The organism is Pseudomonas sp. CBZ-4 (assembly GCF_000346755.1).
Lineage (GTDB): Bacteria > Pseudomonadota > Gammaproteobacteria > Pseudomonadales > Pseudomonadaceae > Aquipseudomonas.
In genome coordinates, this window is the sequence record NZ_ANNV01000117.1 from 14201 (window position 1) to 37342 (window position 23142).

General features: G+C 60.2%; 19 protein-coding genes. 15 read left to right on the top strand and 4 right to left on the bottom strand.

Annotation, left to right across the window (positions count from 1 at the left end; translation table 11 throughout):
- Positions 1–62: 62 nt before the first annotated feature.
- The 6 genes from B348_RS1000000131980 (at position 63) to B348_RS0115905 (ending at position 8442) form a co-directional block, all read left to right on the top strand.
- On the top strand, positions 63–404 hold the full coding sequence (locus B348_RS1000000131980) for a hypothetical protein (protein ID WP_017737059.1): 342 nt from the start codon (positions 63–65) through the stop codon (positions 402–404).
- A gap of 99 nt (positions 405–503) precedes the next feature.
- Positions 504–1760 (top strand): TolC family protein, encoded by a 1257-nt coding sequence (locus B348_RS0115885; RefSeq protein ID WP_017737060.1) that lies wholly within the window; start codon positions 504–506, stop codon positions 1758–1760.
- On the top strand, positions 1757–3241 hold the full coding sequence (locus B348_RS0115890; protein ID WP_017737061.1) for an efflux RND transporter periplasmic adaptor subunit: 1485 nt from the start codon (positions 1757–1759) through the stop codon (positions 3239–3241). Before B348_RS0115885 ends, B348_RS0115890 begins: the two co-directional genes overlap by 4 nt.
- Positions 3238–6396, top strand: a complete 3159-nt coding sequence (locus B348_RS0115895; protein WP_017737062.1) for an efflux RND transporter permease subunit — start codon at positions 3238–3240, stop codon at positions 6394–6396. The genes B348_RS0115890 and B348_RS0115895 overlap by 4 nt, the downstream gene beginning before the upstream one ends.
- Complete coding sequence (locus tag B348_RS0115900; protein WP_017737063.1) at positions 6393–6743, top strand: copper-binding protein; 351 nt, start codon at positions 6393–6395, stop codon at positions 6741–6743. Before B348_RS0115895 ends, B348_RS0115900 begins: the two co-directional genes overlap by 4 nt.
- A gap of 184 nt (positions 6744–6927) precedes the next feature.
- Positions 6928–8442 (top strand): YaaC family protein, encoded by a 1515-nt coding sequence (locus B348_RS0115905; RefSeq protein ID WP_017737064.1) that lies wholly within the window; start codon positions 6928–6930, stop codon positions 8440–8442.
- A 67-nt stretch (positions 8443–8509) separates the two neighbouring features.
- On the opposite strand, the gene B348_RS0115910 is transcribed toward B348_RS0115905, so the two are convergent.
- A complete protein-coding gene (locus B348_RS0115910) occupies positions 8510–9970 on the bottom strand; it encodes a site-specific integrase (RefSeq protein ID WP_017737065.1) in 1461 nt (486 codons plus the stop codon).
- A 487-nt stretch (positions 9971–10457) separates the two neighbouring features.
- On the opposite strand from B348_RS0115910, the gene B348_RS1000000131045 reads away from it, so the two are divergent.
- Entirely contained in the window at positions 10458–10889 is a 432-nt protein-coding gene (locus B348_RS1000000131045; protein WP_081609247.1) for a hypothetical protein, read from the top strand.
- Positions 10890–11032: 143 nt separating this feature from the next.
- On the opposite strand, the gene B348_RS0115920 is transcribed toward B348_RS1000000131045, so the two are convergent.
- Positions 11033–11884, bottom strand: a complete 852-nt coding sequence (locus B348_RS0115920; RefSeq protein ID WP_017737067.1) for a hypothetical protein — start codon at positions 11882–11884, stop codon at positions 11033–11035.
- A gap of 350 nt (positions 11885–12234) precedes the next feature.
- Between B348_RS0115920 and B348_RS0115925 the strand changes: the two genes are divergently transcribed.
- The 6 genes from B348_RS0115925 to B348_RS0115950 all read left to right on the top strand — a co-directional run bounded on the left by B348_RS0115925 (position 12235) and on the right by B348_RS0115950 (position 17967).
- Positions 12235–12903 (top strand): GntR family transcriptional regulator, encoded by a 669-nt coding sequence (locus tag B348_RS0115925; protein WP_017737068.1) that lies wholly within the window; start codon positions 12235–12237, stop codon positions 12901–12903.
- 77 nt (positions 12904–12980) lie between these two features.
- A complete protein-coding gene (locus B348_RS0115930; protein WP_017737069.1) occupies positions 12981–13787 on the top strand; it encodes an ABC transporter substrate-binding protein in 807 nt (268 codons plus the stop codon).
- Positions 13788–13799: 12 nt separating this feature from the next.
- Positions 13800–14576 carry an amino acid ABC transporter permease gene (locus tag B348_RS0115935; RefSeq protein WP_017737070.1) on the top strand — a complete coding sequence of 259 codons (777 nt, stop codon included), beginning with the start codon at positions 13800–13802 and terminating at the stop codon, positions 14574–14576.
- Between the two features lie 2 nt (positions 14577–14578).
- Positions 14579–15358 carry an amino acid ABC transporter ATP-binding protein gene (locus B348_RS0115940; RefSeq protein WP_017737071.1) on the top strand — a complete coding sequence of 260 codons (780 nt, stop codon included), beginning with the start codon at positions 14579–14581 and terminating at the stop codon, positions 15356–15358.
- A gap of 30 nt (positions 15359–15388) precedes the next feature.
- On the top strand, positions 15389–16999 hold the full coding sequence (locus B348_RS0115945) for a gamma-glutamyltransferase family protein (protein ID WP_017737072.1): 1611 nt from the start codon (positions 15389–15391) through the stop codon (positions 16997–16999).
- Positions 17000–17487: 488 nt separating this feature from the next.
- Entirely contained in the window at positions 17488–17967 is a 480-nt protein-coding gene (locus tag B348_RS0115950; RefSeq protein ID WP_017737073.1) for an Lrp/AsnC family transcriptional regulator, read from the top strand.
- Here the strand turns inward: B348_RS0115950 and B348_RS0115955 are convergent.
- Positions 17939–19066 carry an alkene reductase gene (locus B348_RS0115955; protein WP_017737074.1) on the bottom strand — a complete coding sequence of 376 codons (1128 nt, stop codon included), beginning with the start codon at positions 19064–19066 and terminating at the stop codon, positions 17939–17941. The genes B348_RS0115950 and B348_RS0115955 overlap by 29 nt on opposite strands.
- A gap of 26 nt (positions 19067–19092) precedes the next feature.
- Positions 19093–19533 carry a nuclear transport factor 2 family protein gene (locus tag B348_RS0115960; RefSeq protein ID WP_017737075.1) on the bottom strand — a complete coding sequence of 147 codons (441 nt, stop codon included), beginning with the start codon at positions 19531–19533 and terminating at the stop codon, positions 19093–19095.
- Between the two features lie 133 nt (positions 19534–19666).
- Between B348_RS0115960 and B348_RS0115965 the strand changes: the two genes are divergently transcribed.
- Together B348_RS0115965 and B348_RS0115970 are read left to right on the top strand one after the other, a co-directional pair.
- Positions 19667–20587, top strand: coding sequence for a LysR family transcriptional regulator (locus B348_RS0115965; protein WP_017737076.1), 921 nt, complete (start codon positions 19667–19669; stop codon positions 20585–20587).
- Between the two features lie 81 nt (positions 20588–20668).
- Positions 20669–23053: a TonB-dependent receptor gene (locus tag B348_RS0115970; protein ID WP_017737077.1), complete on the top strand. Its 2385-nt coding sequence runs from the start codon at positions 20669–20671 to the stop codon at positions 23051–23053.
- The last annotated feature ends 89 nt before the right edge of the window (positions 23054–23142 follow it).

The window sequence follows — 23142 nt, forward strand, 5'->3', positions numbered from 1 at the left end:
GCCGACTAAGGAGTCTAGAAGGTGAATTGTAAGGGCCATTTCCTCCGGCTACACTCCAGCCTATGAAACGCTACCTACGGTTTTGCCTGATTTTCCTGATTAGCCTGGCGCTCCCCCTCAGCGGGATGGCGGGCGTTCAGGCGCCGACTGAGCCCTGCCCCATGAAAACCATGGGCATGGCGATGATGGACGGCATGGGGCAAGACTGCTGCCAGGACATGAAAAGTCCCACCGAGCACGGCAAACCCTGTAAGTCAGGTCAGGAGTGCAAGACTGGTGGCATGCTGCAAGTATCCATCATCAAGCCTCCTATCACCTTATCCAGCCCCCTCGTACTGTCCTTCTCACTAGATTCCCTTCCAGTACAAACCCCGTCAGGGGTATGGCGACCGCCCCGCACTTGATTCCTGTACCACACTGAGCCTCATTCCGCGTTAGCGGGATGGCATATCTGCGTGCATGTCTGATGAAGCGCGCAGTGGATCATCACAGGAATCGTGAACATGAACTCCAAGTGCTATTGCACAGGGTGGTCCCTCGTGGCCGGCCTGGCGGCAAGCGTACTGGCATTGCCGAGTTTCGCTGCCGCATTGACACTCGATGAAGCTTTGCAGCTGGCTGAAAACAATGCGCCGTCGCTGACTGCACAAGACGCGAAAATTCAGGCCGCCAGTAGTGCGGCCATCCCCGCTGGTGAACTACCCGATCCCAAGTTGCTGCTAGGCGTACAGAACTACCCCATCGGCGGCCCAGATCGCTGGAGCATCGACCAGGACTTCATGACTATGCAAATGGTCGGAGTCAGTCAGGAGATGCCCAACAGCGCCAAGCGCAAAGCCCGCATCGAGGTCGCTGATGCGGCCATTGACCGCGCCGCCGCTGAGCGCCGGGTCGAACGTCTTAAGGTTCGTCAGGCCACGGCGTTGGCCTGGATCAACAGCTACTCCGTTGAGCGTAAAGACGCGCTCTTCCAGGACTTCTACAAAGAAAACCGTCTGCTGGCCGATACCGTCCGGGCCCAGATTGCCGGCGGCCGTGCTCAACCTGCTGATGCAGTAACGCCCAAACAGGAAGCGGCACAACTGGAGGAACAGCAGGACGATCTGATTCGCCAGAGAGCACAGGCCCGAGCGGCGCTGAAGCGCTGGATTGGCCCAGCCGCTAACGACAAACCTGTGGGCAGCTTGCCTGAATGGCCTGTCGAAGCCTCTGGCTACTCTCATAAGCTGCAACATCACCCAGAGTTGGCAGCGTTTGCGCCAATGACCCGCGAAGCGCAAGCCAAGGTTCGTGAAGCCGAAGCGGAAAAACAGTCGGATTGGAGCTGGGAACTGGATTACCAGCGCCGTGGCCGTGAGTTTGGCGATATGGTCAGTGTGCAATTTTCATGGGATCTACCGCTGTTTCCTGACTCTCGGCAAAACCCAAAAATTGCGGCCAAGCACGCTGAACTCAACCAGCTTGAGGCTGAGCGTGAAGCCCTTTCACGCGAGCATACCCAGCAACTGGAGGACGAGCTGGCCGACTATGAACGCTTGAATCGTGCCGTACATCGAACCCAGGACAGTCTGTTGCCCTTAGCCAAGGAAAAGGTCGAGCTCAGTATGGCCAGCTACCGCGCCGGCAAAGGCGATTTGAGCTCCGTCGTGGCCGCTCGGCGCGAGCTCATCGAAGCCCGCCTCAAACAGATCGACGTGGAAGAGCAGCGAGCGCTGACCAGTGCGCGTCTGTATTTCGCTTACGGGGAGTCCAGCCAATGAACCTTAGAAAGTGGAACGGGGTATTGTTGGTAGGCATTTCGCTGGTATTGGGTGTTGCCGGTGGTTACTGGTTCGCTCACCAGCGCATGAGCGGAGTACCAGTTACCGCCCCGGAGCAGAGCCTCACCTCTCCGGACGAACGCAAAGTACTGTATTGGTACGACCCTATGTACCCGCAGCAAAAGTTCGATAAGCCGGGTAAGTCGCCCTTCATGGACATGCAGATGGTTCCTCAGTACGCCGATGTCAAAGGGGACAGCGCCGCCGTTCGCATTGATCCAAGCCTGACTCAGAATCTCGGTGTGCGACTGGCTACCGTCAGTCGAGGTGTGTTTGCTTCGAGTCTGGACGTTGTCGGTGTGTTGGCCTTCAACGAGCGGGACGTCGCCGTCATCCAAGCCCGTACGGCGGGTTTCGTCGAGCGCGTGTATGCCCGTGCTCCTGGCGACGTGATCAAAGCCAATGCCGCCTTGGCGGATATTCTTGTACCTGAGTGGGCTGCGGCTCAGGAAGAGTTTCTCGCACTCAAGCGTAGTGGCGATGCGGGCTTGCTGGCCGCGGCTCGCCAGCGTTTGCGGCTCACCGGGATGTCGGCGGCATCAATTGCACAAGTAGAGCGCAGTGGCAAAATCCAACCAAACCTGACCCTCACCAGCCCTATTAGTGGCGTGCTGCAAGAGCTCAATGTACGCGAGGGTATGACGGTGGCCGCCGGCGAGACACTGGCACGCGTTAATGGTTTGAGTAGCGTCTGGCTGGCCCTGGCCGTTCCAGAGACTGAATCTGGATCGATCCTCATGGGGCAATCGGCAGAGGCACGTTTGCCCGCATTCCCTGGGGTTGTGCTCAAGGGCGTCGTCAGCGCGATTCTTCCGGAAACCAATCCGGATAGCCGCACCCTTCGAGTACGGGTCGAATTACCCAATACCGACGGACGCCTCAGGCCGGGTTTGACGGCGCAGGTCCGCCTGAATCGTTCGACCGAGCAAAGTGTGTTGTGGGTGCCGAGCGAGGCGGTTATCCGCACGGGCCGACGTGCCTTGGTGATGCTCGCCGAAAACGCGGGCCGCTACCGTCCCGTGGAGGTGCAACTCGGGCAGGAAAGCGATGGTAAGACAGCGATAGTAAATGGTCTGGAAGAAGGACAGAAGGTGGTTACCTCTGGCCAGTTCCTGCTCGACTCGGAGGCCAGTCTAAAGGGCATTGTTGCAAGCTCGGAGGAAGAGTCACCACCTCGCGCAGCAGCCTCCAGTTTTCATGAAGCGGATGGGCAGATCGTTGAGATCAACGATAAAGAAGTCACGCTTGCCCATGGTCCCTTCAAGACGCTGGGCATGCCTGGTATGACGATGACGTTCCCACTCGCCAATCCGGCGTTGATGCAAGGCCTCAAAACGGGCGATAAGGTTCGGATTGCGGTGAGCCAGACCGATGATGGTTTGCGTGTTGAACGTCTGGACAAATCGGGGAGCCAGCCATGATCGCTGCCCTGATTCGTTGGTCAGTGGCCAACCGATTCCTGGTGCTACTGGCGACGCTGTTTGTCACGGCTTGGGGCATTTGGTCGGTGCAGAGCACGCCCATCGATGCGCTGCCGGATCTCTCCGATGTTCAGGTGATCATCCGCACCCCTTATCCGGGACAAGCGCCGCAGATTGTCGAGAACCAAGTGACCTATCCGTTGGCCACCACCATGCTCTCGGTGCCGGGGGCCAAGACGGTGCGTGGTTATTCCTTCTTCGGTGACAGCTTCGTTTACGTGCTGTTCGAAGACGGGACTGACCTGTATTGGGCGCGCTCACGGGTGTTGGAATACTTAAGTCAGATACAAAGCCGATTGCCGGCCAGCGCCAAGCCGGCGTTGGGGCCGGATGCAACGGGGGTGGGCTGGATCTATCAGTACGCGCTGGTGGATCGCAGTGGCGGACACGATTTGGCGCAGCTGCGCGCACTTCAGGACTGGTTCCTCAAGTTCGAACTCAAGACGCTGCCCAACGTTGCGGAAGTGGCCACCGTGGGTGGCATGGTCAAGCAGTACCAGGTGCAGCTTGATCCGGTCAAACTGGCCAGCCTCGGCATCACTCAGGCTGAGGTCACCGAGGCTATCGGCAAGGCCAATCAGGAAACGGGTGGCGCCGTGCTGGAGATGGCAGAAACCGAGTTCATCGTGCGGGCTTCCGGCTACCTGAAGACGCTCAATGACTTTCGGGCGATCCCGCTCAAGCTGGGTGCGGGAGGCGTGCCGGTGACCCTTGGCGATGTCGCCACGATTCAGCTGGGACCGGAAATGCGGCGCGGCATTACCGAACTCGATGGCGAAGGCGAGACCGTCGGCGGCGTGGTGATTTTGCGCAGCGGCAAAAATGCTCGCGAGACCATTGCGGCGGTCAAAACCAAACTCGACGAACTGAAAAGCAGTCTGCCGGCCGGGGTGGAAATCGTCACCACCTACGACCGCAGCAAGCTGATCGACCGCGCAGTGGAAAATCTCAGCCACAAGCTGATCGAAGAGTTCATCGTCGTCGCGTTGGTCTGTGGGATCTTCCTCTGGCATCTGCGCTCATCTCTGGTGGCAATCATCTCGCTGCCGGTTGGGGTGCTGATTGCCTTCATCGTCATGCGTTACCAAGGTATCAACGCCAACATCATGTCCCTGGGTGGGATTGCCATCGCCATCGGCGCCATGGTCGATGCTGCCGTGGTGATGATCGAGAATGCCCACAAGAAGATTGAGGCATGGCACGCGGCCAATCCGGAGGAAGAACTGAAGGGTGAACGTCATTGGCACGTCATGACCGAAGCCGCGGCAGAGGTAGGCCCCGCGCTTTTCTTCTGTTTGTTGATCATCACCCTGTCGTTCATTCCGGTGTTCACGCTGGAAGCTCAGGAAGGACGGCTGTTCGGCCCTTTGGCGTTCACCAAAACCTACGCCATGGCCGCAGCGGCGGGATTGTCCGTGACCTTGGTGCCGGTGCTGATGGGCTACTGGATTCGAGGACGAATTCCCAGTGAACATCAGAACCCGTTGAACCGGTGGTTGATTCGGATCTATAAGCCAGCACTGGACGCAGTCTTGCGTCGACCAAAGATCACGCTGCTGGTGGCGCTATTGGTTTTTGTCAGTGCGCTATGGCCAATGTCTCGCTTGGGTGGCGAGTTTCTTCCCCCTTTGGACGAGGGCGATCTGCTCTATATGCCTTCGGCCCTGCCGGGGCTGTCGGCGCAGAAAGCGGCGCAACTGCTGCAACAGACCGACCGCCTGATCAAGACCGTGCCAGAGGTCGAACACGTCTTCGGTAAAGCCGGTCGTGCTGAAACCGCCACCGACCCGGCACCGCTGGAAATGTTCGAAACCACGATCCAATTCAAGCCGCAAGAGCAATGGCGCCCAGGCATGACCCAGGAAAATTTGGTGGAAGAACTGGATCGAGTGGTACGAGTCCCTGGGCTGACGAATATCTGGATACCGCCGATTCGCAACCGTATCGACATGCTTGCCACGGGGATCAAGAGTCCCATTGGAGTGAAAATTGCAGGCACCAACCTGACGGAGATCGATGCCGCGACTCAGGCGGTCGAGCGAGTGGCCAAGGGTGTACCCGGTGTCAGTTCCGCTCTGGCCGAGCGACTGACCGGTGGTCGCTATATCGATGTGGATATCGACCGCAAAGCCGCCGCCCGTTACGGACTGAATATCGCCGATGTGCAGTCCATAGTGGCCGGCGCTATCGGCGGTGAAAACGTCGGCGAAACCATTGAAGGGCTTGCACGCTTCCCGATCAACGTGCGTTACCCACGGGAGTGGCGTGACTCGCTCGGTGCCTTGGAGCAATTGCCGATCTATACCCCGCTAGGTAGCCAGATCACCCTCGGCACAGTGGCGAAGGTCAAAGTCACGGACGGTCCGCCGATGCTCAAAAGCGAGAACGCACGACCTTCAGGTTGGGTGTACATCGATGTGCGTGGTAGGGACATTGCGTCTGTGGTCGCTGATCTACGACGGGTCGTCAATGAGCAGGTCAAGTTGCAGCCCGGCATGAGCCAGAGTTACTCGGGGCAGTTCGAATTTCTCGAAAGGGCCAACGCACGACTCAAACTGGTGGTGCCTGCCACGCTGTTGATCATCTTCGTGCTGCTTTACCTGACGTTTGCCCGCTTCGACGAGGCCCTGCTGATCATGGCCACTCTGCCATTCGCCCTGACTGGCGGGGCATGGTTCCTCTATCTGTTGGGGTTCAACCTGTCGGTCGCCACCGGGGTCGGCTTTATCGCCTTGGCCGGTGTTTCTGCCGAATTTGGCGTGATCATGCTGCTCTACCTGAAAAACGCCTGGGCCGAACGTGAAGACCTCGGTGACAACACTGAGCGTGGGCTGATTGCGGCCATTCGTGAAGGGGCCGTGCAGCGTGTTCGACCCAAGGCCATGACCGTGGCCGTGATCATTGCCGGCCTGTTACCCATCCTGTTGGGCAGCGGCACCGGCAGCGAGGTGATGAGCCGCATCGCCGCGCCCATGGTCGGCGGCATGATCACCGCACCCTTGCTGTCGCTGTTTGTCATTCCGGCAGCCTATCGCCTGATGCGTCGCCGGCACCTCCAGGTTGTATCCACCAATCCTCAAGGAAAAGTCGTATGAAACTGACCCTGATTGCAGTTGCAAGCACCGTATTTGCGCTGTCACTTTCTGCCCACGCGGAGGATATGCCGGGCATGAAAATGGACGGTATGGAGGGCATGCAGATTAAGCAGGACGTAAAGCAGGCTCCGATAGCCAAAGCGGAGGGCACGATCAAGTCAATTAACTCCGAGAAGCAGACAGTGACTATCGCTCATGGCGCCGTGCCAGCCGTGCAGTGGCCTGCTATGACCATGGCTTTTTCCGTAACGGAAGATCAGCTGACAGGGCTGACGGCCGGAGACCAAGTGTCGTTTTCATTTCGGTTAGAGGGTGGCCGAGCCACGATTGTATCCATCAAAAAGTGAAATGGCGGTAATGGAAGTAGCCGGAGCGTAATGTCGCGTCGGCTTCTGCCACCCGCTTTTTACGAAAACCAATTATTCAGTAACGGAGCGTGTATGGCCGCTATTGGCTGTGGATTCGATCGATCAATGCTATGAATGAAGCTGCGATAGTGTTTGGTAGAGAGACAGAGCAAGGAGAAGGCATATGCTAGACAGCGGATGGAAGGCGCGCTTAGATATTCTGCGGGACGCAGTGAAAAGAAATATGCTTGATAAGCTAGTCGGACATGGCTGGGAAGCGTCCATAGTCCGTGAGGTTGCCGCAGGAGAGTATGTGGTCGTAAAGGCGTCTAGAGGCGGGGCGGAGCGTTCGGCCGCAGTACTCTATTCGTCAGCGACGAGCAACAATGTATACAAGCAACTGGCTGGAGAGGTGTCCGTTATCTTTTTTAACGGACAGCCGTACATGGTTGAGTCATTCGCTATGGGGGTATCCATTCCCGTGAAGCCGATTGACGATTTTCAACCCTTTCTCATCGAATGGAACCGTGAAAGCAGTACTGGAAAGTTTGCTCCTACGACAACGCAAGCAGAAGAGACGAGCATTGAAGAGTTGCAAGCACCGCGGCGAGTGCTACTTTCAGAAACTCCGATAGAAGCAGTCTGGGCGAGGCTTGCTCAGTTAAAAAGTGCGACTCTTGCTCGAAAGATGGTCGACCGTCGCGCTCAACTTGAAAGCTTAAGTCTTGACCCGTCGACCATTGTGTCAAAGGGAGAGGGCGTTGCTTTCGCGCTCCGCAATGCCACCGATTATTTCAGTGCCATTGATCGGAGAAATGTCAGTCAACGTGTACTCAATCTGTATTACGGCACAATGTCGTTCGCATTTGCCGAGATGCTTGCTTCACCAGATGGTCCTCAAACCCTTTCAGAGTTGGAGGCAACAACCAAAAAAGGGCATGGCCTTTATACCCATGATGGTTTAGATGAGCGATTTGAGAGTCTGGCCATTGGTGCGCTCGTCTCGGGCTTTTTCCCAAGTTGGGTTAAATCGATGTCTGCAAACTCACTTGTCGCTGCCAAACGGAAACCAGACGGTCTGGATGCACTGAAAGCACTGCCCGTTGAAAGCTGGGTTACGATGGAGCAGCTGTTTTCTCGGATACCTGAGGTTGCGGATCTTTTTGAAGACATATTTGAAGGCAAGCCGTCTTGGGTTATTCCTGCTTACGATCAAAAAAGTAACGGTCAGCAGCACCGTGCAACGACGACCTACGCCCTGTTGATAGATGAGTCTGGAAGAATGACTGCGAATGATATCGCTGCTTTTCCTGGGCCAATTCGCGAAATTGTCCAAGTATCGTCTAGGTCATCAGCGAGCCATTTCCGTGTGGCAATTGATCATCCGGAATCGAGTATTTGGTGGGATGCACTTCAGCTGCATCACAGTCCATTTAAAAGGCATGCGCTCATGTTGCCGCTGTTTGGAGCGATAAATGAGTATCGAGCGACATCTTTGGTGTTGCTCTATGCGTTATCCATTCTGGTTCGGTATCGTCCAAGCCTATGGCGGCAAATACAGGAAGGGGAGCTTGATCATTTCAGGTCACTGATCGAGACGTTCCTTTCAGCAGTTGAGCGCATTCTTCCAGAACAGTTTCTGGAGAAAATTACGGGTCAGTCGATCTCTGTCCATCAACCCGGCTCGTTTTTTTCCTAGGATGGTTGAAGACCCTGAGCATTCCTCCGTCCGTTTTCAGTTGAAATCTTCGGGAAACCCACTTTGCCTATCCGATTGAGGGCGTCGGGGATCCATTGGCGGCGTAGTCTGGAAAAGACATCATCGACTCGGTCGGTGTGTGCTCATAGGTTGAGGACAGCACTGCACTGAGGCGATCGCCCAACAGGTTCCAGGCGCGCTTCTTCTCTTCTGCATAATCGTGATGCAGGTAGTGGCGCCTGACCCGGGAGCCGGCCAGCACATGGTTTTGGCAGCGATCGATGACGTCCAGGCTGACACCCAACGCCTGCATCATGGTCGCGCCCGTGCGGCGCAGGTCATGCGGCGTCCAGTCGCCGTTTTGGCCGTCGGCAAGGACCAGGGTGTCGTCATGACGCCGTCTGGAAAGGGCCTTGCGGTTTTTGAACCGGGCCTGGCGATCGCCGACCTGTTTACTCACCACCTTTACGTCCACATGCCCATCATCCTGCTTGTTCGGAAAGCACCACTGGGAGTCTCCCGTCAGGGTCTTGAGTTCCTGAAAGAAATGCAGGGCGAAGGGGGAGAGGAAGACATGGTGGTCCTGTTTCTTGCCGCGGGTGCCTTTGACGTTTTCACTGGGGAGAAACCACGTTTGCCGCTCCAGATCGACATTTTTCCATTCGGCCTGGAGCAACTCGCCAATCCGGCACAGCGTGCCCAGGCTGATCCAGAGCGCGAGCTGCGTTTCCTTCTTTAGCGGCCGAATGCCGTCGTATTTTTGGCCCGCGGGGAGGGCGTCGTAATCGGCGGTCATTTGCTGGAAGCGGTTGTGCAGTTCCAACAGCTCAGCCGGGGAAAGGATGCGGCTTCGTTCCGCTTCGTAGTCGGCAGGGATCAATGGGGAGATGTCGACCAGTTCAGTCGGATCACCCTCAATCAGTAACGCCCGCCAAGGTTGGCGCTTTCTGGCCCAGCTGAACATCTGGGTAAGGTCTGCGAAGAAGCTGATGGCTTGCCGGTGAGCGCCGCGGTTGACCACGGCCCGGATCAGCGCCCGAACATCGTGTTCGGAAACATTGTTCACCGCTGTCCTACCGAGTGCTGGCAAAAGGTCCTTGTTAAAGCGCCGTTGCAACTCGGCATTTCCGTCTTTACGCGCCACACCATCCAGCAGCCAGGCCTTGGCCAAATCCTGGACGGTCAGCGTTTGCACCTTCGTCGACTTTTCCTGCTCGGCTTTTGCGTTCGTCGCGGCATGCGCCTGTACCTTGGCGGTTTTCTTTTGCTCGTTGGGATTGATCTGCTCATCGATGAGCGCACGGGCCTGGTTGCGTGCCTTGCGGATGTCTGTCAGGGATTTGCGCGGCCAGGACCCGCAGGAGTACTCTTTGTTCTGCTCGCCCCACCGATAGCGATAGAAAAAGCTGACCGACACACCGTCCTTACGGACTGAGATTCGACCGGCCAGATTGCCATCCTCCCTGAGGATGCGGCCGGCATCATTGGCGGTCAGCGACTCGAGTTCTTTGATGGTAATTTTGGCCATGAAATGGACTCCCCCTACTTTTACCCCCACAAAAACGTCGGCTCTTGGTGGACGTTACTGGACTCTCGTAGAGCAGAACGCCGCTGGAGCTGAAGTAAATACTAGCTTAGAAAAATCCAGAGTAAAATTTTGGAGTCTTTCAAGAAGTATGAAAAAGGAGATGGGGTGCTAGGGGTCGAGTGTTCGAATCACTCCGTCCCGACCATATTTTTCAATGACTTAGGCCAATGCTCAGAGCATTGGCCTTTTTCATGTGCGTGATTTTTGCATGACTTCACGCCAGGCCCGCCCAGTTCGGGGTGTCTCGTATCTGGGACGCCTGTCTCAATTCTAATGACTGCATAGCCGCCGCCATCACGGCATACCTTGTTACAACCATTCGCCCCTGGGGATAGTCGGTATAGAACTTCGGCCTTTTGTTCTCCTCCAAATACCAGGCGTGCTTTAAACCGTGAGCGCCAGCTGACAACCCATAGAGGTTCACAGAATGAAAATGACACTACCCGCCCTGGTTTTGGGTGCCCTCATTGCGCAAGGAGCGATGGCCGCTGGAGATGGCACCGCCGCTCTTGGAGGCGGCGTTGGTGGTGCCCTTGGAAACATCGTAGGTCAACAGCTCGGTGGCTCGACGGGCGCAGCGGTAGGCGCAGGTGTTGGTGGTGCCGCGGGCAGTGCTGTCGGCGCTCAACGAGGCAATAGAGCGGAAGCCGCATTAGGTGGCGGTATCGGCTCAGCCGGCGGCTCGCTTATTGGTAATCGTCTCGGCGGCACCACTGGATCGACTATCGGCGCCGGTGTGGGTGGTGCGGCAGGCGGCGCGCTGGGGAATAACCTGGCAGATGATGAGAGTAGTCATCGATCAGATGGCAAGAAGCACAAAGGTAACAACAAACACAAACACAAGAACAAGCATCGTTAGCGCCTGACCTCGCTGCATTGAAGCCCGGCCCAGCGCCGGGCTTCTTGTATCTGGCATCTGAGAAGGTTGATCGATGAATTATCAACACAGGGGCTCCACTAAGTCAGTAGTGGAGCCCCTTTCTCGTTTCAGGCTTCGCTGTTTTACCCGAGCATACCCTCGACATCGGCCAGGGTGGCATGCGGGACAACACTGTCGGGAATTCTCGAGATGTCAGACAGGTTGTACACCCTGAAGTCATCACCCATAACCTTATCGGACATCAATTCGAACGACGGCAATATGCGCGTGAAATAGTGTTGGTCGAGCCCGCAGGGTGAGTGAGTGGATTCTGCGTTCTCGTAAAACCTGCCTGAGCGCTCGTCCAGATCAACGCCCACCAGAAAGACTTGGGTGAACCCCACATGGAACGCCAGCTGTATGGCCAGATAAGCCACGGTTCGCGCATCAAAAAAGCCCTCGCTCATGTCTTTGCTGAACCCCAGCGGTCTTTCGCGGCTGGGCAGCAAGGGATGATTGACGACCAATGCGTTGTGTTTGCCCAGCACAGATTCCAGCCAGGAAGGCCGCTTGGCTTTGGACAACGGGTAAAGCCGCCCCGTGGGGCGAACATGCGCAGATCGCGCGTGGTCTTCCCACAGCGCAACCCTCTGGCTGATCGCCATGGCGTGTTTGAATAGATCGGGCTGCTGTTCGGAGAAACTCCTGTCCGTGCAGGCGTAAAAATACGGCTTAACGTCAGTGTCCAGAAACAGTGAAATGGCGCCATTCATCGTGATCATGGGTACGTGCGCAAATTGCTCGATGGGAAACGACTTGGCTGATGGTCCGGAGGCAATGATGAAGACTGCGCCCGACTCGGTGTTCCGGCAGGCATCAAAATCGCTCAGGTCCAGAGCGTATTTGGTCGAGAGCCAGGGAGCGGTGTAGGGGGCGTGCAAAGCTCGCTGAATGCTACCGGCGTGCTCAATGGCGACGAAGGGTGTCTGTTTCATCGGGCCCAACCTTGAAGTCAGAAGAGAGTACCTACATCACCCGACCCGACGAGGCACCGCTCAGTTCCTTCTTAAAACAAAGTTCATCAGCCTGAGCGCCTATTTTTCAGTGGGCTACTTCCCGAAGTTGGCAGCATTCATGGGCACTCACCGTTACTTCAGCCCACAGACGGTGCGCTTTCTGAGCCATTTAGTAGCAATTTCCTACAAAGGCTCTTAGCTCGACATCCGACATTTTCCCGGTACGCCATGCGAATCAATCACTTGGTTCACCACCAGACCAGTTGGCACACATCCTGCTTTTTTGCATTCATGGATAATTGGATACAAAAATTCAAAAGGTGCTGCCGATGCAATTTGCCCCCGCTTACGTTGACCGCCAGCCCCTCACCGCCGAGGAGGAGGCCTACAACTTCCTGCTCGACGCCATTTGCAACGGTCGCTTGCGCAAGGGCGACCGTTTGATTGCCGAAGACATCGCCAGTGAAATCGGCATGAGCCGCATGCCGGTGCGCGAAGCGTTTCGCCGCCTGGATGCCCAGGGCCTGGTGACGCTGCGGCCCAATCGCGGCGCCATCGTCAGCGGCCTGGACATTGAGGAGTTGCACGAGGTGTTCGAGATGCGCAGCGCCCTCGAAGGCCTGGCGGTGCGTGTTGCGGTCGGCCGTATCGGCGAGCGCCAACTGGCCGCCCTGGAACGCATGCTCGACGAAATGGATGACTACCGCGACGAAAGCGCCGCATGGGTCAGCCGTCACCGCGCGTTCCACGAATACCTGTGCAGCCTCAGTGGCCGCCCGCGCTTGATGAAGCAGATTTCGGCGCTGTACTCACTGGTGGAAGCGCCCATGCGCCTGTGGTTGCAGCACGGCGACAAACCCCTCAGCGCCCGCCAGGAACACGCGGTGATCCTCGATGCCATCCGCGCCGGCGACGCTGCCCGCGCTGAAGCCGTGGTGCGCGAGCACATCGAAGGCACCGTGCCGGCGCTGATCCAGTTTTTGCAATCGGAAAAATAATCAGAGGCGGGCCCAAGCCCGCCCGTGTTTTGACTTTGAGTCCTGCCCCGTTATTCAACGAACTGGAGTGTCTGGTCATGCATAAACGCCGTGCCTTGCTGGTGGCTGTCTCCCTCGGGCTCTGCGCACAAGGAGCCGTTGCGGCGCTCCAAGTGCCGGAGCGCTTGCAGAAAGTCGACAAACTCACCTACTGCTCGGGGATGGACTCGCCGCCCCTGGTGTCCTTCGATGAAGCCCAGAAACCGCGCGGCCTGACCGTCGACCTGGGCCTGGAAATCGCCAAGCGCCTGGGCGACAAACAGGTGCAGTGGCGGGTGATCCCGTTCTCCGGCCTGGTGCCAGCCTTGCTGGCCCAGCAGTGCGACATGATCGTCGACCAACTGTTCGACAAACCCGAACGGCGCCAGGTGATCGACATCGTCAACTACATGTATTCCAGCCAGTCGGTGGTGGTGCCTAAAGGCAACCCCAAAGGCATCAAGACCCTGGATGACTTGTCCGCGCACAAGGTCGCGGTGCTCAACGGCTCCACCATCAAGACCCTGCTCGACACCCAGAACGAAAGCCTGATCAAAGCCGGCAAGCCACCGATGAAACTGGTGGTGTACAACACCGACACCGATGCCTTCCAGGCCCTGCGCATCAGCCAGGTGGACGCCTACGGCACCACCGTGGAAACCGCCGGATATTACGCGGCGATGGCCCCGGACCTGTTCGAGGAAGGCGTGCCGGCGTTCAGCCGCATCCTCACCGGCCTGGGCATGCGCAAGGACGATCCACAACTGACCGCCGCCGTGCAACAGGTGATCAACGATATGCGCAGCGACGGCAGCTACGTGCAGCTGTTGAACAAATGGCATGTCAGCAGCGACACACTCGACTGAGGCTGGGCGGCGATGAATTTCAATTGGGATGTGTTCTGGCAATACCTGTTGCAGCCCAGCGGGGTGTACCTCAACGGGCTCTGGCTGACGTGCCTGATCAGCGTGCTGGCCATGCTGTTGGGCTGCGCGCTGGGGCTGGCGGCGGCGCTGTTGCGCCTGTCGAAGAACCCGCTGTTGCACCTGCCGGTGCGGTTTTATGTGTGGCTGATGCGCGGCACGCCGCTGCTGGTGCAGATCGTGTTTCTGTACACGGCACTGGCGGCGGGCGGGCTGTTTCGCTTCGAGGACATCGAGCTGTTCGGCTTGATTGTGCCCGGCAACATCCAGGCGGCAATCATCGCCCTGGGCCTCAACGAAGGCGCGTACATGGCCGAGATCATCCGCGCCGGCATCGGTGCGGTGGACAAGGGCCAATACGAAGCCGGGCGTTCCCTGGGCATGGGCTTCGCCAAGCTGATGCGGCGTATCGTGCTGCCCCAGGCGTTCCGCGTGATCGTGCCGCCGCTGGGCAACGAGTTCAACGTGATGCTCAAGAACACCACCCTGGTCAGCGTGATCGGCGTGCAGGAGTTGTTGCTCAGCACACAGATGGTCACTTCGGCGACGTTCCGCGTGTTCGAGTTGTACCTGGTGGTGGCCATCTACTTCCTGATGCTCACCACCCTGTGGGGCTTTTTCCAGCGTTGGCTGGAAGCGCGTTTCGGCCAGTCCGACCGGCCTTCGGCGCCGCCACCGGCCTCCAGCCGCATGTTCGGGCGCAGCACCTTGAAACTGCTGAGAGGACGCTAACCATGGCGCACAAAAGTGACGAACTGATCATCGACGCCCAGGCCCTGCACAAGTCGTTCGGCGACTTGCAGATCCTCAAGGGCATCTCCCTGCAAGTGCGCCGCGGCGAAGTGGTGGTGCTGATCGGCGCCTCGGGCTCGGGCAAGACCACTTTCATCCGCTGTATCAACCTGCTGGAAGACATCCAGGGCGGGCGCATCCGCGTCAACGGCCGTGCCATGGGCTACCGCGAACGCAGCGACGGCAGCCTGGTGCGTGATTCCGAGCGCAACATCGCCCGCCAGCGCCGCGACATCGGCATGGTGTTTCAGCGCTTCAACCTGTTCCCGCACATGACTGCGCTGGAAAACATCATCGAGGCGCCGATCCACGTGCTCGGCACCCCGCGTGCCGAAGCTCTGGAGCAGGCCCGTGGCTTGCTCGCGCGGGTCGGCCTGGCGGACAAGGCCAACCACTACCCGTCGATGCTTTCCGGCGGCCAGCAACAACGGGTGGCGATTGCCCGCGCCCTGGCGATGAAACCCCAGGCCATGCTGTTCGACGAGCCCACCAGCGCCCTCGACCCGGAGACCGTCGGCGAAGTGCTGCAAGTGATGAAGGAACTGGCCGAGGAGGGCATGACCATGGTGGTGGTCACCCACGAAATGGGCTTTGCCCGGGAAGTGGCCGACCGCGTGGTGGTGCTCGACCAGGGCGAACTGATCGAACAAGGGCCACCGGAACAGATTTTCAGCCACCCCAGCCATCCGCGTACCCGTGCGTTTCTCAGCCGCGTGTTATGACCTGAAACCTTGTGTGGAAGAACCTTTGCCATGTTGAAATTTTCGGCTCACGAGTACCCTTATCCGTCGCAACGCCAGAGCGTGTTTGCCCAGCGCGGCATGGTCGCGGCGTCCCAACCGCTGGCAGCGCAGGCCGGTATCGAGATCATGCAACAGGGCGGCAACGCCATCGACGCCGCCATTGCCACGGCCGCCGCGTTGACGGTGGTCGAGCCCACCGGCTGCGGCCTGGGCGGTGACGCATTCGCGCTGGTCTGGTGCAAGGGCCAGTTGCATGGCCTGAACGGCAATGGCCATGCGCCGGCGGCGTTGAGTGTCGAGGCGGTCAAGGCGGCGGGGCATGACCAGATGCCGCTCTATGGCTGGACCCCAGTCACCGTGCCCGGTTGCCCATCGGCCTGGGCCGAGTTGTCGCAACGCTTCGGCAGGCTGCCGTTTGCCGAGTTGCTGCAACCGGCCATTCGCCTGGCGCGGGACGGTTTTCCGCTGTCGCCGGTGGTCGCCCACCAATGGCAGATCGCGCTGGATGAATTCAGCCCCCACCGCGACCCGGTGCTGGACGCCTGGTTCGACACGTTCCTCATCGACGGCCGCGCGCCTCGGGCCGGGGAGCTGTTCCGCAACCCAGCCCAGGCCCGCACCCTCGAAGAACTCGCTGAAACCCGCTGCGAAAGCCTGTATCGCGGCGCCCTCGCCGAACGCCTGGATGCCCACTCCAGGGCCAGCGGCGGCTACCTGCGCGCCAGCGACCTCAAGGATTACCGCGCGCAGTGGGTGGAGCCGATCCACGTCAACTACCGTGGCGTCGATGTCTGGGAAATCCCCCCAAGCGGCCAGGGCCTCGTCGCCCTGATGGCGCTGAAAATCCTTGAAGGCTTCCGCTTCGATCATCGCGACAGCCAACAGACCTGGCACCGCCAACTGGAAGCCATGAAGCTCGCCTACAGCGACGGCCTGCACTACATCACCGACCCGCTGCACATGCGCGTGGCTGTCGCCGATTTGTTGAGTGACGACTACAGCCGCCGCCGCCGCGCGCAAATCGGCGAACAGGCCCAGCCGCCCAAACCCGGCAATCCCCACGCCAGCGGCACGGTGTACCTGGCCACGGCGGACGCCGAAGGCAACATGGTTTCGTTCATCCAGAGCAACTACCACGGCTTCGGCTCCGGCGTGGTACTGCCCGACAGCGGCATCGCCCTGCAGAACCGTGGGCAGGAATTCAGCCTCGACCCCACCCACGCCAACTGCCTGGCGCCCGGCAAGAAAACCTTCCACACCATCATCCCCGGCTTCCTCACCAAAGACGGCCAGGCCCTCGGCCCGTTCGGCGTGATGGGCGGCTACATGCAGCCCCAGGGCCATGTGCAGATGGTGATGAACCTCGTGGATTTCGGCCTCAACCCGCAAGCCGCCCTGGACGCGCCGCGCTGGCAATGGCTGGGCGAGATGAAGGTCGGCATCGAGCAAGGCGCCTCGCGCGACCTGGCCAACGCCCTGGCACGCCGCGGCCACCAGGTGCAAATCGCCAGCGACCTCACCGACTACGGACGCGGGCAAATCATCCTGCGCGACCCGGTCAGCGGCGTGCTGTGCGGCGGCACGGAACCGCGAGCGGACTCCCATATTGGCGTGTGGTGAAGACGATCTTGCCTTGTGAACCCAGTCAACTGTGGGAGCTGGCTTGCCTGCGATAGCGGTGGCCCAAGCGAAACCTCCGTTGCCAGACCCTCCGCCTTCGCAGCCTCGCTAAAGCTCGACAGCTCCCACAGGGGATTGGGTTTGCAGGCTATGTCAGGTGCACACCGTTCAAAAATGTGGGAGCTGGCTTGCCTGCGATAGCGGTGGCCCAGGCGAAACCTCCGTTGCCAGACCCACCGCCTTCGCAGCCTCGCTAAAGCTCGACAGCTCCCACAGGGGATTGGGTTTGCAGGCTATGTCAGGTGCACACCGTTTAAAAATGTGGGAGCTGGCTTGCCTGCGAAGACGGTAGCCCAAGCGCCATCGCACCCAGCCTTGCACCCGTACACCAGAACACTTGGGCTAGTATTGGCGCCCAAGTCGTCACCGCTCTCCCAATCGAGGCTGTGCTCGACAAACCCCTTCACCCTGTCGAGCACGCCCCCCCGATGGCCAAACCCGCTTCTTCCACACTGGACCTGGACGGCTTCGACTGGTCGATCCTGGCCCTGGTCCAGCATGACAACGCCGTACCCCTGCGTACCCTGGCCGAAAAGGTCAACCTCTCCACCGCCGCCGTGCAGCGGCGGATCAAGCGCCTGGAAGAGGGCGGGGTGATCATCGCGAATGTCGCGGTGGTCGACCCGGCCAAAGCCGGCAAGCCGATCACCATCATTGCCGAGGTCTCCGTGGAGCGCACCAGCGCCGAAGCATTGGCTGCGACCAAAGCCAGCTTCAGCGTGCCCCAGGTGCAGCAGTGTTACTACGTCACCGGCGAAGCGGATTTCGTGCTGGTGCTCAACGTGGCAAGCATGCAGGAATACCAGGACCTCGCCGGCCAGCTGTTTGCCGAGAACCCCAATGTAAAGTGGTTCAAGACCTTGGTCGCGCTGGATCGGGTCAAGGTTGGGCTGCACGTACCGGTGTGACACTGGCCGTTGGATAGTCGGTGTAACCTTGCGTCGGGTTGCCGTCGATACCGTAGAACGTGCTGCGATCCGCCTCGGCCAGCGGCCAGTCGTGCCTCATGCGCTCCACCAAGTCCGGGTTGGCAATAAACGGCCGCCCGAATGCCACCAGATCCAGATCACCTTTTGCCAATACCGCTTCGGCCAAGGCGCGCGTGAAACCGCCCGCCGCGATCAATGTGCCCTGGTAGGCCTGGCGCCATTGCGTGGCAAACCCGGCGGGAATTGCTTCGGCGCCAATCGTCAGCTGATCGCTCAAATGCACATAAGCGAGGCTGCGCGCATTCAGTGCCGTCGCCAGGCTCAGCCAAGCCTCGGCCTCTTGCGCGTACGGGTGCATATCAAACAGCCGACCGAACGGCGAGAGGCGCACGCCGACGCGATCGCTGCCAATCTCGGCCGCCAGGGCATCGAGGGTTTCCAGCAAGAAGCGCTGGCGGTTGGCGATGGAACCACCGTACTCGTCGGTGCGGGTATTCAGCGCGCCATTGAGGAACTGTTCGAACAGATAGCCATTGGCACCGTGCAGTTCGACACCGTCGAAGCCTGCATCCACCGCGCGGCGTGCGGCGCTGACAAAGTCTGCCGTCACGCGCCGCACTTCATCGGCCTCAAGGGCACGCGGCAGGCTGGCCTGCACCGGCCCCGGCTGGCCTTCCGAGACCCAGGCATAGGCATTCGACCGAGCGGCAGCTACCGCCACCGAGGAAACCGGTGCGGCCCCCTCTGGCTGAATCGACACATGGGACACGCGCCCCACATGCCACAACTGCGCAAAAATCTTGCCGCCCTTGGCATGCACCGCATCGGTGACCCGGCGCCAGCCCTGGACTTGCGCATCGTTGTACAACCCAGGGTTGAACAGGTAGCCGCAGCCCTCGCGGGAAATCGGCGCGCCTTCACTGATGATCAACCCCGCGCTGGCGCGTTGCGCGTAGTACAGCACCGTGTGTTCATCCGGGATGTCGTCCAGCGCACGGGCGCGGGTCATCGGCGCCATCACCACGCGGTTGGCCAGCACGGTGCCGGCCAGGTTGTAGGGTTGGAACAGGTTGCTCATGGGAAATCTCCGCAAGTGATGAAGGTTCAGGACGCCAGTGGCCACACCACGTCCAGGCGTGTGTTGCTGATCAACCATTCGCCCTGCACGCGGCGGTATTCATCGACGTACACGCCGAGCAGCAGTAATGGGCTTTCGCCGGCCGGGCGCTGGGTGACGAAGTCGGTCAGGTAGCAACGGCCTTCGGCGCGGTCCTCGTCGAGGATCTCGACCCAGTGGTTGGACACGGCATGCAGGAACGGATAACGGCCGCGCTGCTGCGTATCAAAGTCGCGAAAGGCCTGGGACAACCCGGCCTTGATCGCGTTGCGGCCGGTCCAGCCGGCTTGGGCGACGTGGCAAGTCGCGTCTTCGGTAAACAACTGCGCCAGCGCGTCCATGTCGTGGGTGTCGAGGTGATGGCAGTAGCGCAGGCGCAGGGTGCGAATGGCTTCCAGGGTGACAAGACGGTTCAGATCGGCGTGCATGGGACCTCGCTGGGGTGGTCAGTAAACAATGATGACCAGCTTATTCCAGCGTGATGGTTGGATTAATCCCCGATAAATACGCTCAGTTGATCCTGCCAGGATAGAATCCAGGCTTTCCCAGGCGGAGGCGAACATGGACACCCTGCAATTCGACGGCATCCCCGAATTTATCCTCGCGGCGCAACTGGGCAGCTTCACCGCCGCGGCCTTGCAGCTGGGCGTGACCAGCTCGGCCGTGGGCAAAAGCGTGACCCGCCTGGAGAAACGCCTGGGGATCAAGTTGCTGCACCGCACCACGCGCAAGTTGAACCTGACCCATGAAGGCGAGGTGTACCTGGCCAGCTGCCTGCGGGTCATGGAGGAATTGCGCGGGGTCGAAGGCAGCTTCCTCAGCGGCGTCGCCGAGCCCAAGGGGCGTTTGCGCATCGACCTGCCCGCGGCGTTCGGCCGCCGGCATATCGCGCCGATGTTGATCACGCTGGCCCGGCGTTATGCCCAACTGGACCTGACCCTCACCTTCGGCGAGCGCAAAGTGGACATGGTCAACGAAGGCATCGATCTCGCGGTACGCATCGGTGACCTGCGCGACGACCCGGAACTGGTCGCCCGGCGCCTGGGCGAACAACGCCTGGTGATCTGCGCCGCGCCGCAGTACCTACGTGAGTCCGCGCCGTTGCAGGGCAAGGCCGACCTGCTGGCGCACGACTGCATCATCGGCTGGCGCAGCGGGTTGCGTAAGACCTGGCTGCTGACGAACGCCAAGGGTGCGGTGGAAGAGCAGGAAGTGCGGGTGCGCCATGAGTTCGGCGACGGCGAAGTGATGCTGCAGGCGACCCTCGACGGCGCGGGCCTGTGCCAATTGCCCACCTGGCTGGTGGCCGAGCACCTGCGCAGCGGCGCGTTGGTCACGGTGCTTGATGACTGCGCGGGCGCGACCATGCCGATTCACGTGATCTGGCCGCACACCCGTTATGTGCAGCCCAAGGTGCGGGTGGTGGTGGACGCGCTGCTGGCCATGGCCGAGCAACACGCCGAGGTCTTTGGCGGGCGCTGAAAAATAATGCAAATCACCTGTCCCTTTTTTTCGCGTCGGCGGTCATTTCAGGTAAGCACACATTATCGAGAGCTTGCGCCAATGCCCGTAGTCCGCCCCTTGCTGAAACTGAGCCTGCTGCTGAGCCTCAGCGCCAGCCCGTTATTCGCCACCGTCAGCTACGCCGACGACGCCCGCCGCAGTTACCAGGTGCCCGCCGGCAGCCTGAGTGCGGCGCTGACCCGGTTTGCCGGGTTGGCGGGGGTCAACCTGTCGGTGGACCCGGCGCTCGTCAGCGGCCGCAGCAGCAGCGGCCTGGCCGGTGAATATGGTGTGGAGGAGGGCTTCGCGCGGTTGTTGCAAGGCTCCGGCCTGCAACTGCAAGCCATGGGCGAGCACGCCTACATGCTGATCCCTGCACCGGATGGCAGCACCCTCGAGCTGGCGCCAACCTCGATCCTCGGCACCACCGGCCTGTACGACGGCGACACCTACGCCGGCGGCCAAGTGGCCCGCCGTGGCGCCCAGGGCATGCTGGGCACGCGGGACTTCATGGAAACCCCGTTCAGCATCACCACCTACACCGCCGACGCGGTGAAAAACCAGCAGGCGCGCACCCTCGGCGAACTGATCGCCAGCGACCCCTCGGTCCGCGCCACCAACCCGGCCGGTGGGCGTTACGAGCAGTTCACCATTCGCGGGTTCAGCCTGTTCAACAGTGATGTGTCCTATAACGGCCTCTACGGCGTGCTGCCGACCTACACCATCGACATGGAAATGGCCGATCGCGTCGACATTTTCAAAGGCCCGACGCAGTTGATCAACGGCATCTCGCCCCGTGGCAGCGTGGGCGGCGGGATCAACGTGGTGCCCAAGCGCGCCACCGACAAGGACATCACCTCGTTCACCGGCACCTGGGCCTCGGAAAGCCAGGCGGGCGGCGCGGTGGATGTGGGTCGGCGCTTCGGCGAAGACAACCAGTTCGGCATCCGCTTCAACGGCGTGAAGCAGGCTGGCAATACGGCCTGGGATCACCAGAGCGTCGACCGCGAAATGGCCGTGCTCGGCCTGGATTTTCGCGGCGAGCGCCTGCGCCTTTCCACCGACATCGGCCACACCGAACGCGACACCGATGCGCCCCAGGAGCGTGTCCAGGTGGCCGCCGCCGCACCCGCGCCAAAGGCCAGCGACGTGCGCCGCAACTATGCGCAAGGCTGGAGCAAGGCGCGCACCAATGACACCTTCGGCACCTTCAATGGCGAGTACGACCTCAGCGACAACGTGATGCTCTACGGCGGCGTCGGCGCGCGTAAAAGCAACCACGACTTCCTGCGCCACGCCGTCTCCGTCACCAACGCTGCCGGCGACTTCAAAGTGCAGCCCCGCGACTTCACCCGCGATGAAAACGTGCGCACCTACACGGCGGGCGTGCGCAACTGGTTCCACACCGGGCCGGTGAGCCACGAGGTCAACCTGGCGGCCAGCTATTTCTACATGGACTTCACCAACGGCGGCGCGCGGTATGGCGAGTCGTCGAGCAACCTTTACAACCCGGTGCAAACCCCAACGCCATCCATTGCCACGCGCCAGGACGCCAAGGTCTACACCGAAAACAAATTCAGCGGCGTGGCCCTGTCCGATACCCTCGGCTTCTTTGACGACCGCCTGCTGCTGACCCTCGGCGCACGCTGGCAGCGGGTCAAGGTGGATGACTGGAGCAACGGCGTCAAAGGCAAGACCGCCTACGACGAAGAAAAGCTCTCGCCCTCCGGCGGCCTGCTGTTCAAGGCCACCGACCGGCTGTCGCTGTACGCCAACTACATGGAAGGCCTGAGCCAGGGCAAGATCGCGCCGACCACCTCAAGCAACAGCGACGAAATCTTCCCGCCGTTCATCAGCCGCCAGGTTGAAGTCGGCGCCAAGTACGACGCCGGCGCCTTCGCCGTGACGGCGGCGGTGTTCCGTATCAAGCAGCCGGCCTATGAAACCAACGCCACCACGAAGCTGTTCGGGCCCAACGGCAAACGCGAGAACGCCGGCGCCGAGTTGAGTGTGTTCGGCGAACCGCTCAAGGGTGTGCGTTTGCTCGGCGGCGTGATGTACATCGACAGCAAACTCAAGGACACCACCAACGGCACCTGGGACGGCAACCGCGCCCCGGCCACGCCCAAGTACAACGTCAACCTGGGTGCCGAATGGGACGTGCCCGGCCTGGAAGGCCTGACCCTGACCAGCCGTGGCATCCATTCCAGCTCGCAGTACCTGGACCAGTCCAACGTCAAGGAAATCGACGCCTGGAACCGTATCGACGTCGGCGCCCGCTATGCCTTCAAGGTGGATGACAAGCACGTGACCTTGCGTGCCAATGTGGAAAACGTCGCGGATAAACGCTACTGGAGTTCGGCCGGTGCGTCGGATGACAGCGAGCCGGGTCTGACGTTGGCAACACCACGCACCTACCTGCTGTCGGCCACTGTCGATTTCTAAACACGGATCAACAGGTGGGCGCGGGCTTGGGTGGGAACTGGCCCATGTGGGAGCTGGCTTGCCTGCGATGCAGACACCTCGGTGTATCA

Excerpts from the sequence above, each read along its gene's own strand:
- B348_RS0115960 (WP_017737075.1), bottom strand. The coding sequence starts at position 19,533 with ATGCACGCCGATCTGAACCGTCTTGTCACCCTGGAAGCCATTCGCACC.
- B348_RS0115945 (WP_017737072.1), top strand. The coding sequence starts at position 15,389 with ATGTTGAAATTTTCGGCTCACGAGTACCCTTATCCGTCGCAACGCCAG.
- B348_RS0115940 (WP_017737071.1), top strand. The coding sequence starts at position 14,579 with ATGGCGCACAAAAGTGACGAACTGATCATCGACGCCCAGGCCCTGCAC.
- B348_RS0115955 (WP_017737074.1), bottom strand. The coding sequence starts at position 19,066 with ATGAGCAACCTGTTCCAACCCTACAACCTGGCCGGCACCGTGCTGGCC.
- B348_RS0115950 (WP_017737073.1), top strand. The coding sequence starts at position 17,488 with ATGGCCAAACCCGCTTCTTCCACACTGGACCTGGACGGCTTCGACTGG.
- B348_RS0115920 (WP_017737067.1), bottom strand. The coding sequence starts at position 11,884 with ATGAAACAGACACCCTTCGTCGCCATTGAGCACGCCGGTAGCATTCAG.
- B348_RS0115925 (WP_017737068.1), top strand. The coding sequence starts at position 12,235 with ATGCAATTTGCCCCCGCTTACGTTGACCGCCAGCCCCTCACCGCCGAG.
- B348_RS0115895 (WP_017737062.1), top strand. The coding sequence starts at position 3,238 with ATGATCGCTGCCCTGATTCGTTGGTCAGTGGCCAACCGATTCCTGGTG.
- B348_RS0115965 (WP_017737076.1), top strand. The coding sequence starts at position 19,667 with ATGGACACCCTGCAATTCGACGGCATCCCCGAATTTATCCTCGCGGCG.
- B348_RS0115935 (WP_017737070.1), top strand. The coding sequence starts at position 13,800 with ATGAATTTCAATTGGGATGTGTTCTGGCAATACCTGTTGCAGCCCAGC.
- B348_RS0115890 (WP_017737061.1), top strand. The coding sequence starts at position 1,757 with ATGAACCTTAGAAAGTGGAACGGGGTATTGTTGGTAGGCATTTCGCTG.
- B348_RS0115910 (WP_017737065.1), bottom strand. The coding sequence starts at position 9,970 with ATGGCCAAAATTACCATCAAAGAACTCGAGTCGCTGACCGCCAATGAT.
- B348_RS0115930 (WP_017737069.1), top strand. The coding sequence starts at position 12,981 with ATGCATAAACGCCGTGCCTTGCTGGTGGCTGTCTCCCTCGGGCTCTGC.
- B348_RS0115905 (WP_017737064.1), top strand. The coding sequence starts at position 6,928 with ATGCTAGACAGCGGATGGAAGGCGCGCTTAGATATTCTGCGGGACGCA.
- B348_RS0115885 (WP_017737060.1), top strand. The coding sequence starts at position 504 with ATGAACTCCAAGTGCTATTGCACAGGGTGGTCCCTCGTGGCCGGCCTG.
- B348_RS1000000131980 (WP_017737059.1), top strand. The coding sequence starts at position 63 with ATGAAACGCTACCTACGGTTTTGCCTGATTTTCCTGATTAGCCTGGCG.
- B348_RS0115970 (WP_017737077.1), top strand. The coding sequence starts at position 20,669 with ATGCCCGTAGTCCGCCCCTTGCTGAAACTGAGCCTGCTGCTGAGCCTC.
- B348_RS0115900 (WP_017737063.1), top strand. The coding sequence starts at position 6,393 with ATGAAACTGACCCTGATTGCAGTTGCAAGCACCGTATTTGCGCTGTCA.
- B348_RS1000000131045 (WP_081609247.1), top strand. The coding sequence starts at position 10,458 with ATGAAAATGACACTACCCGCCCTGGTTTTGGGTGCCCTCATTGCGCAA.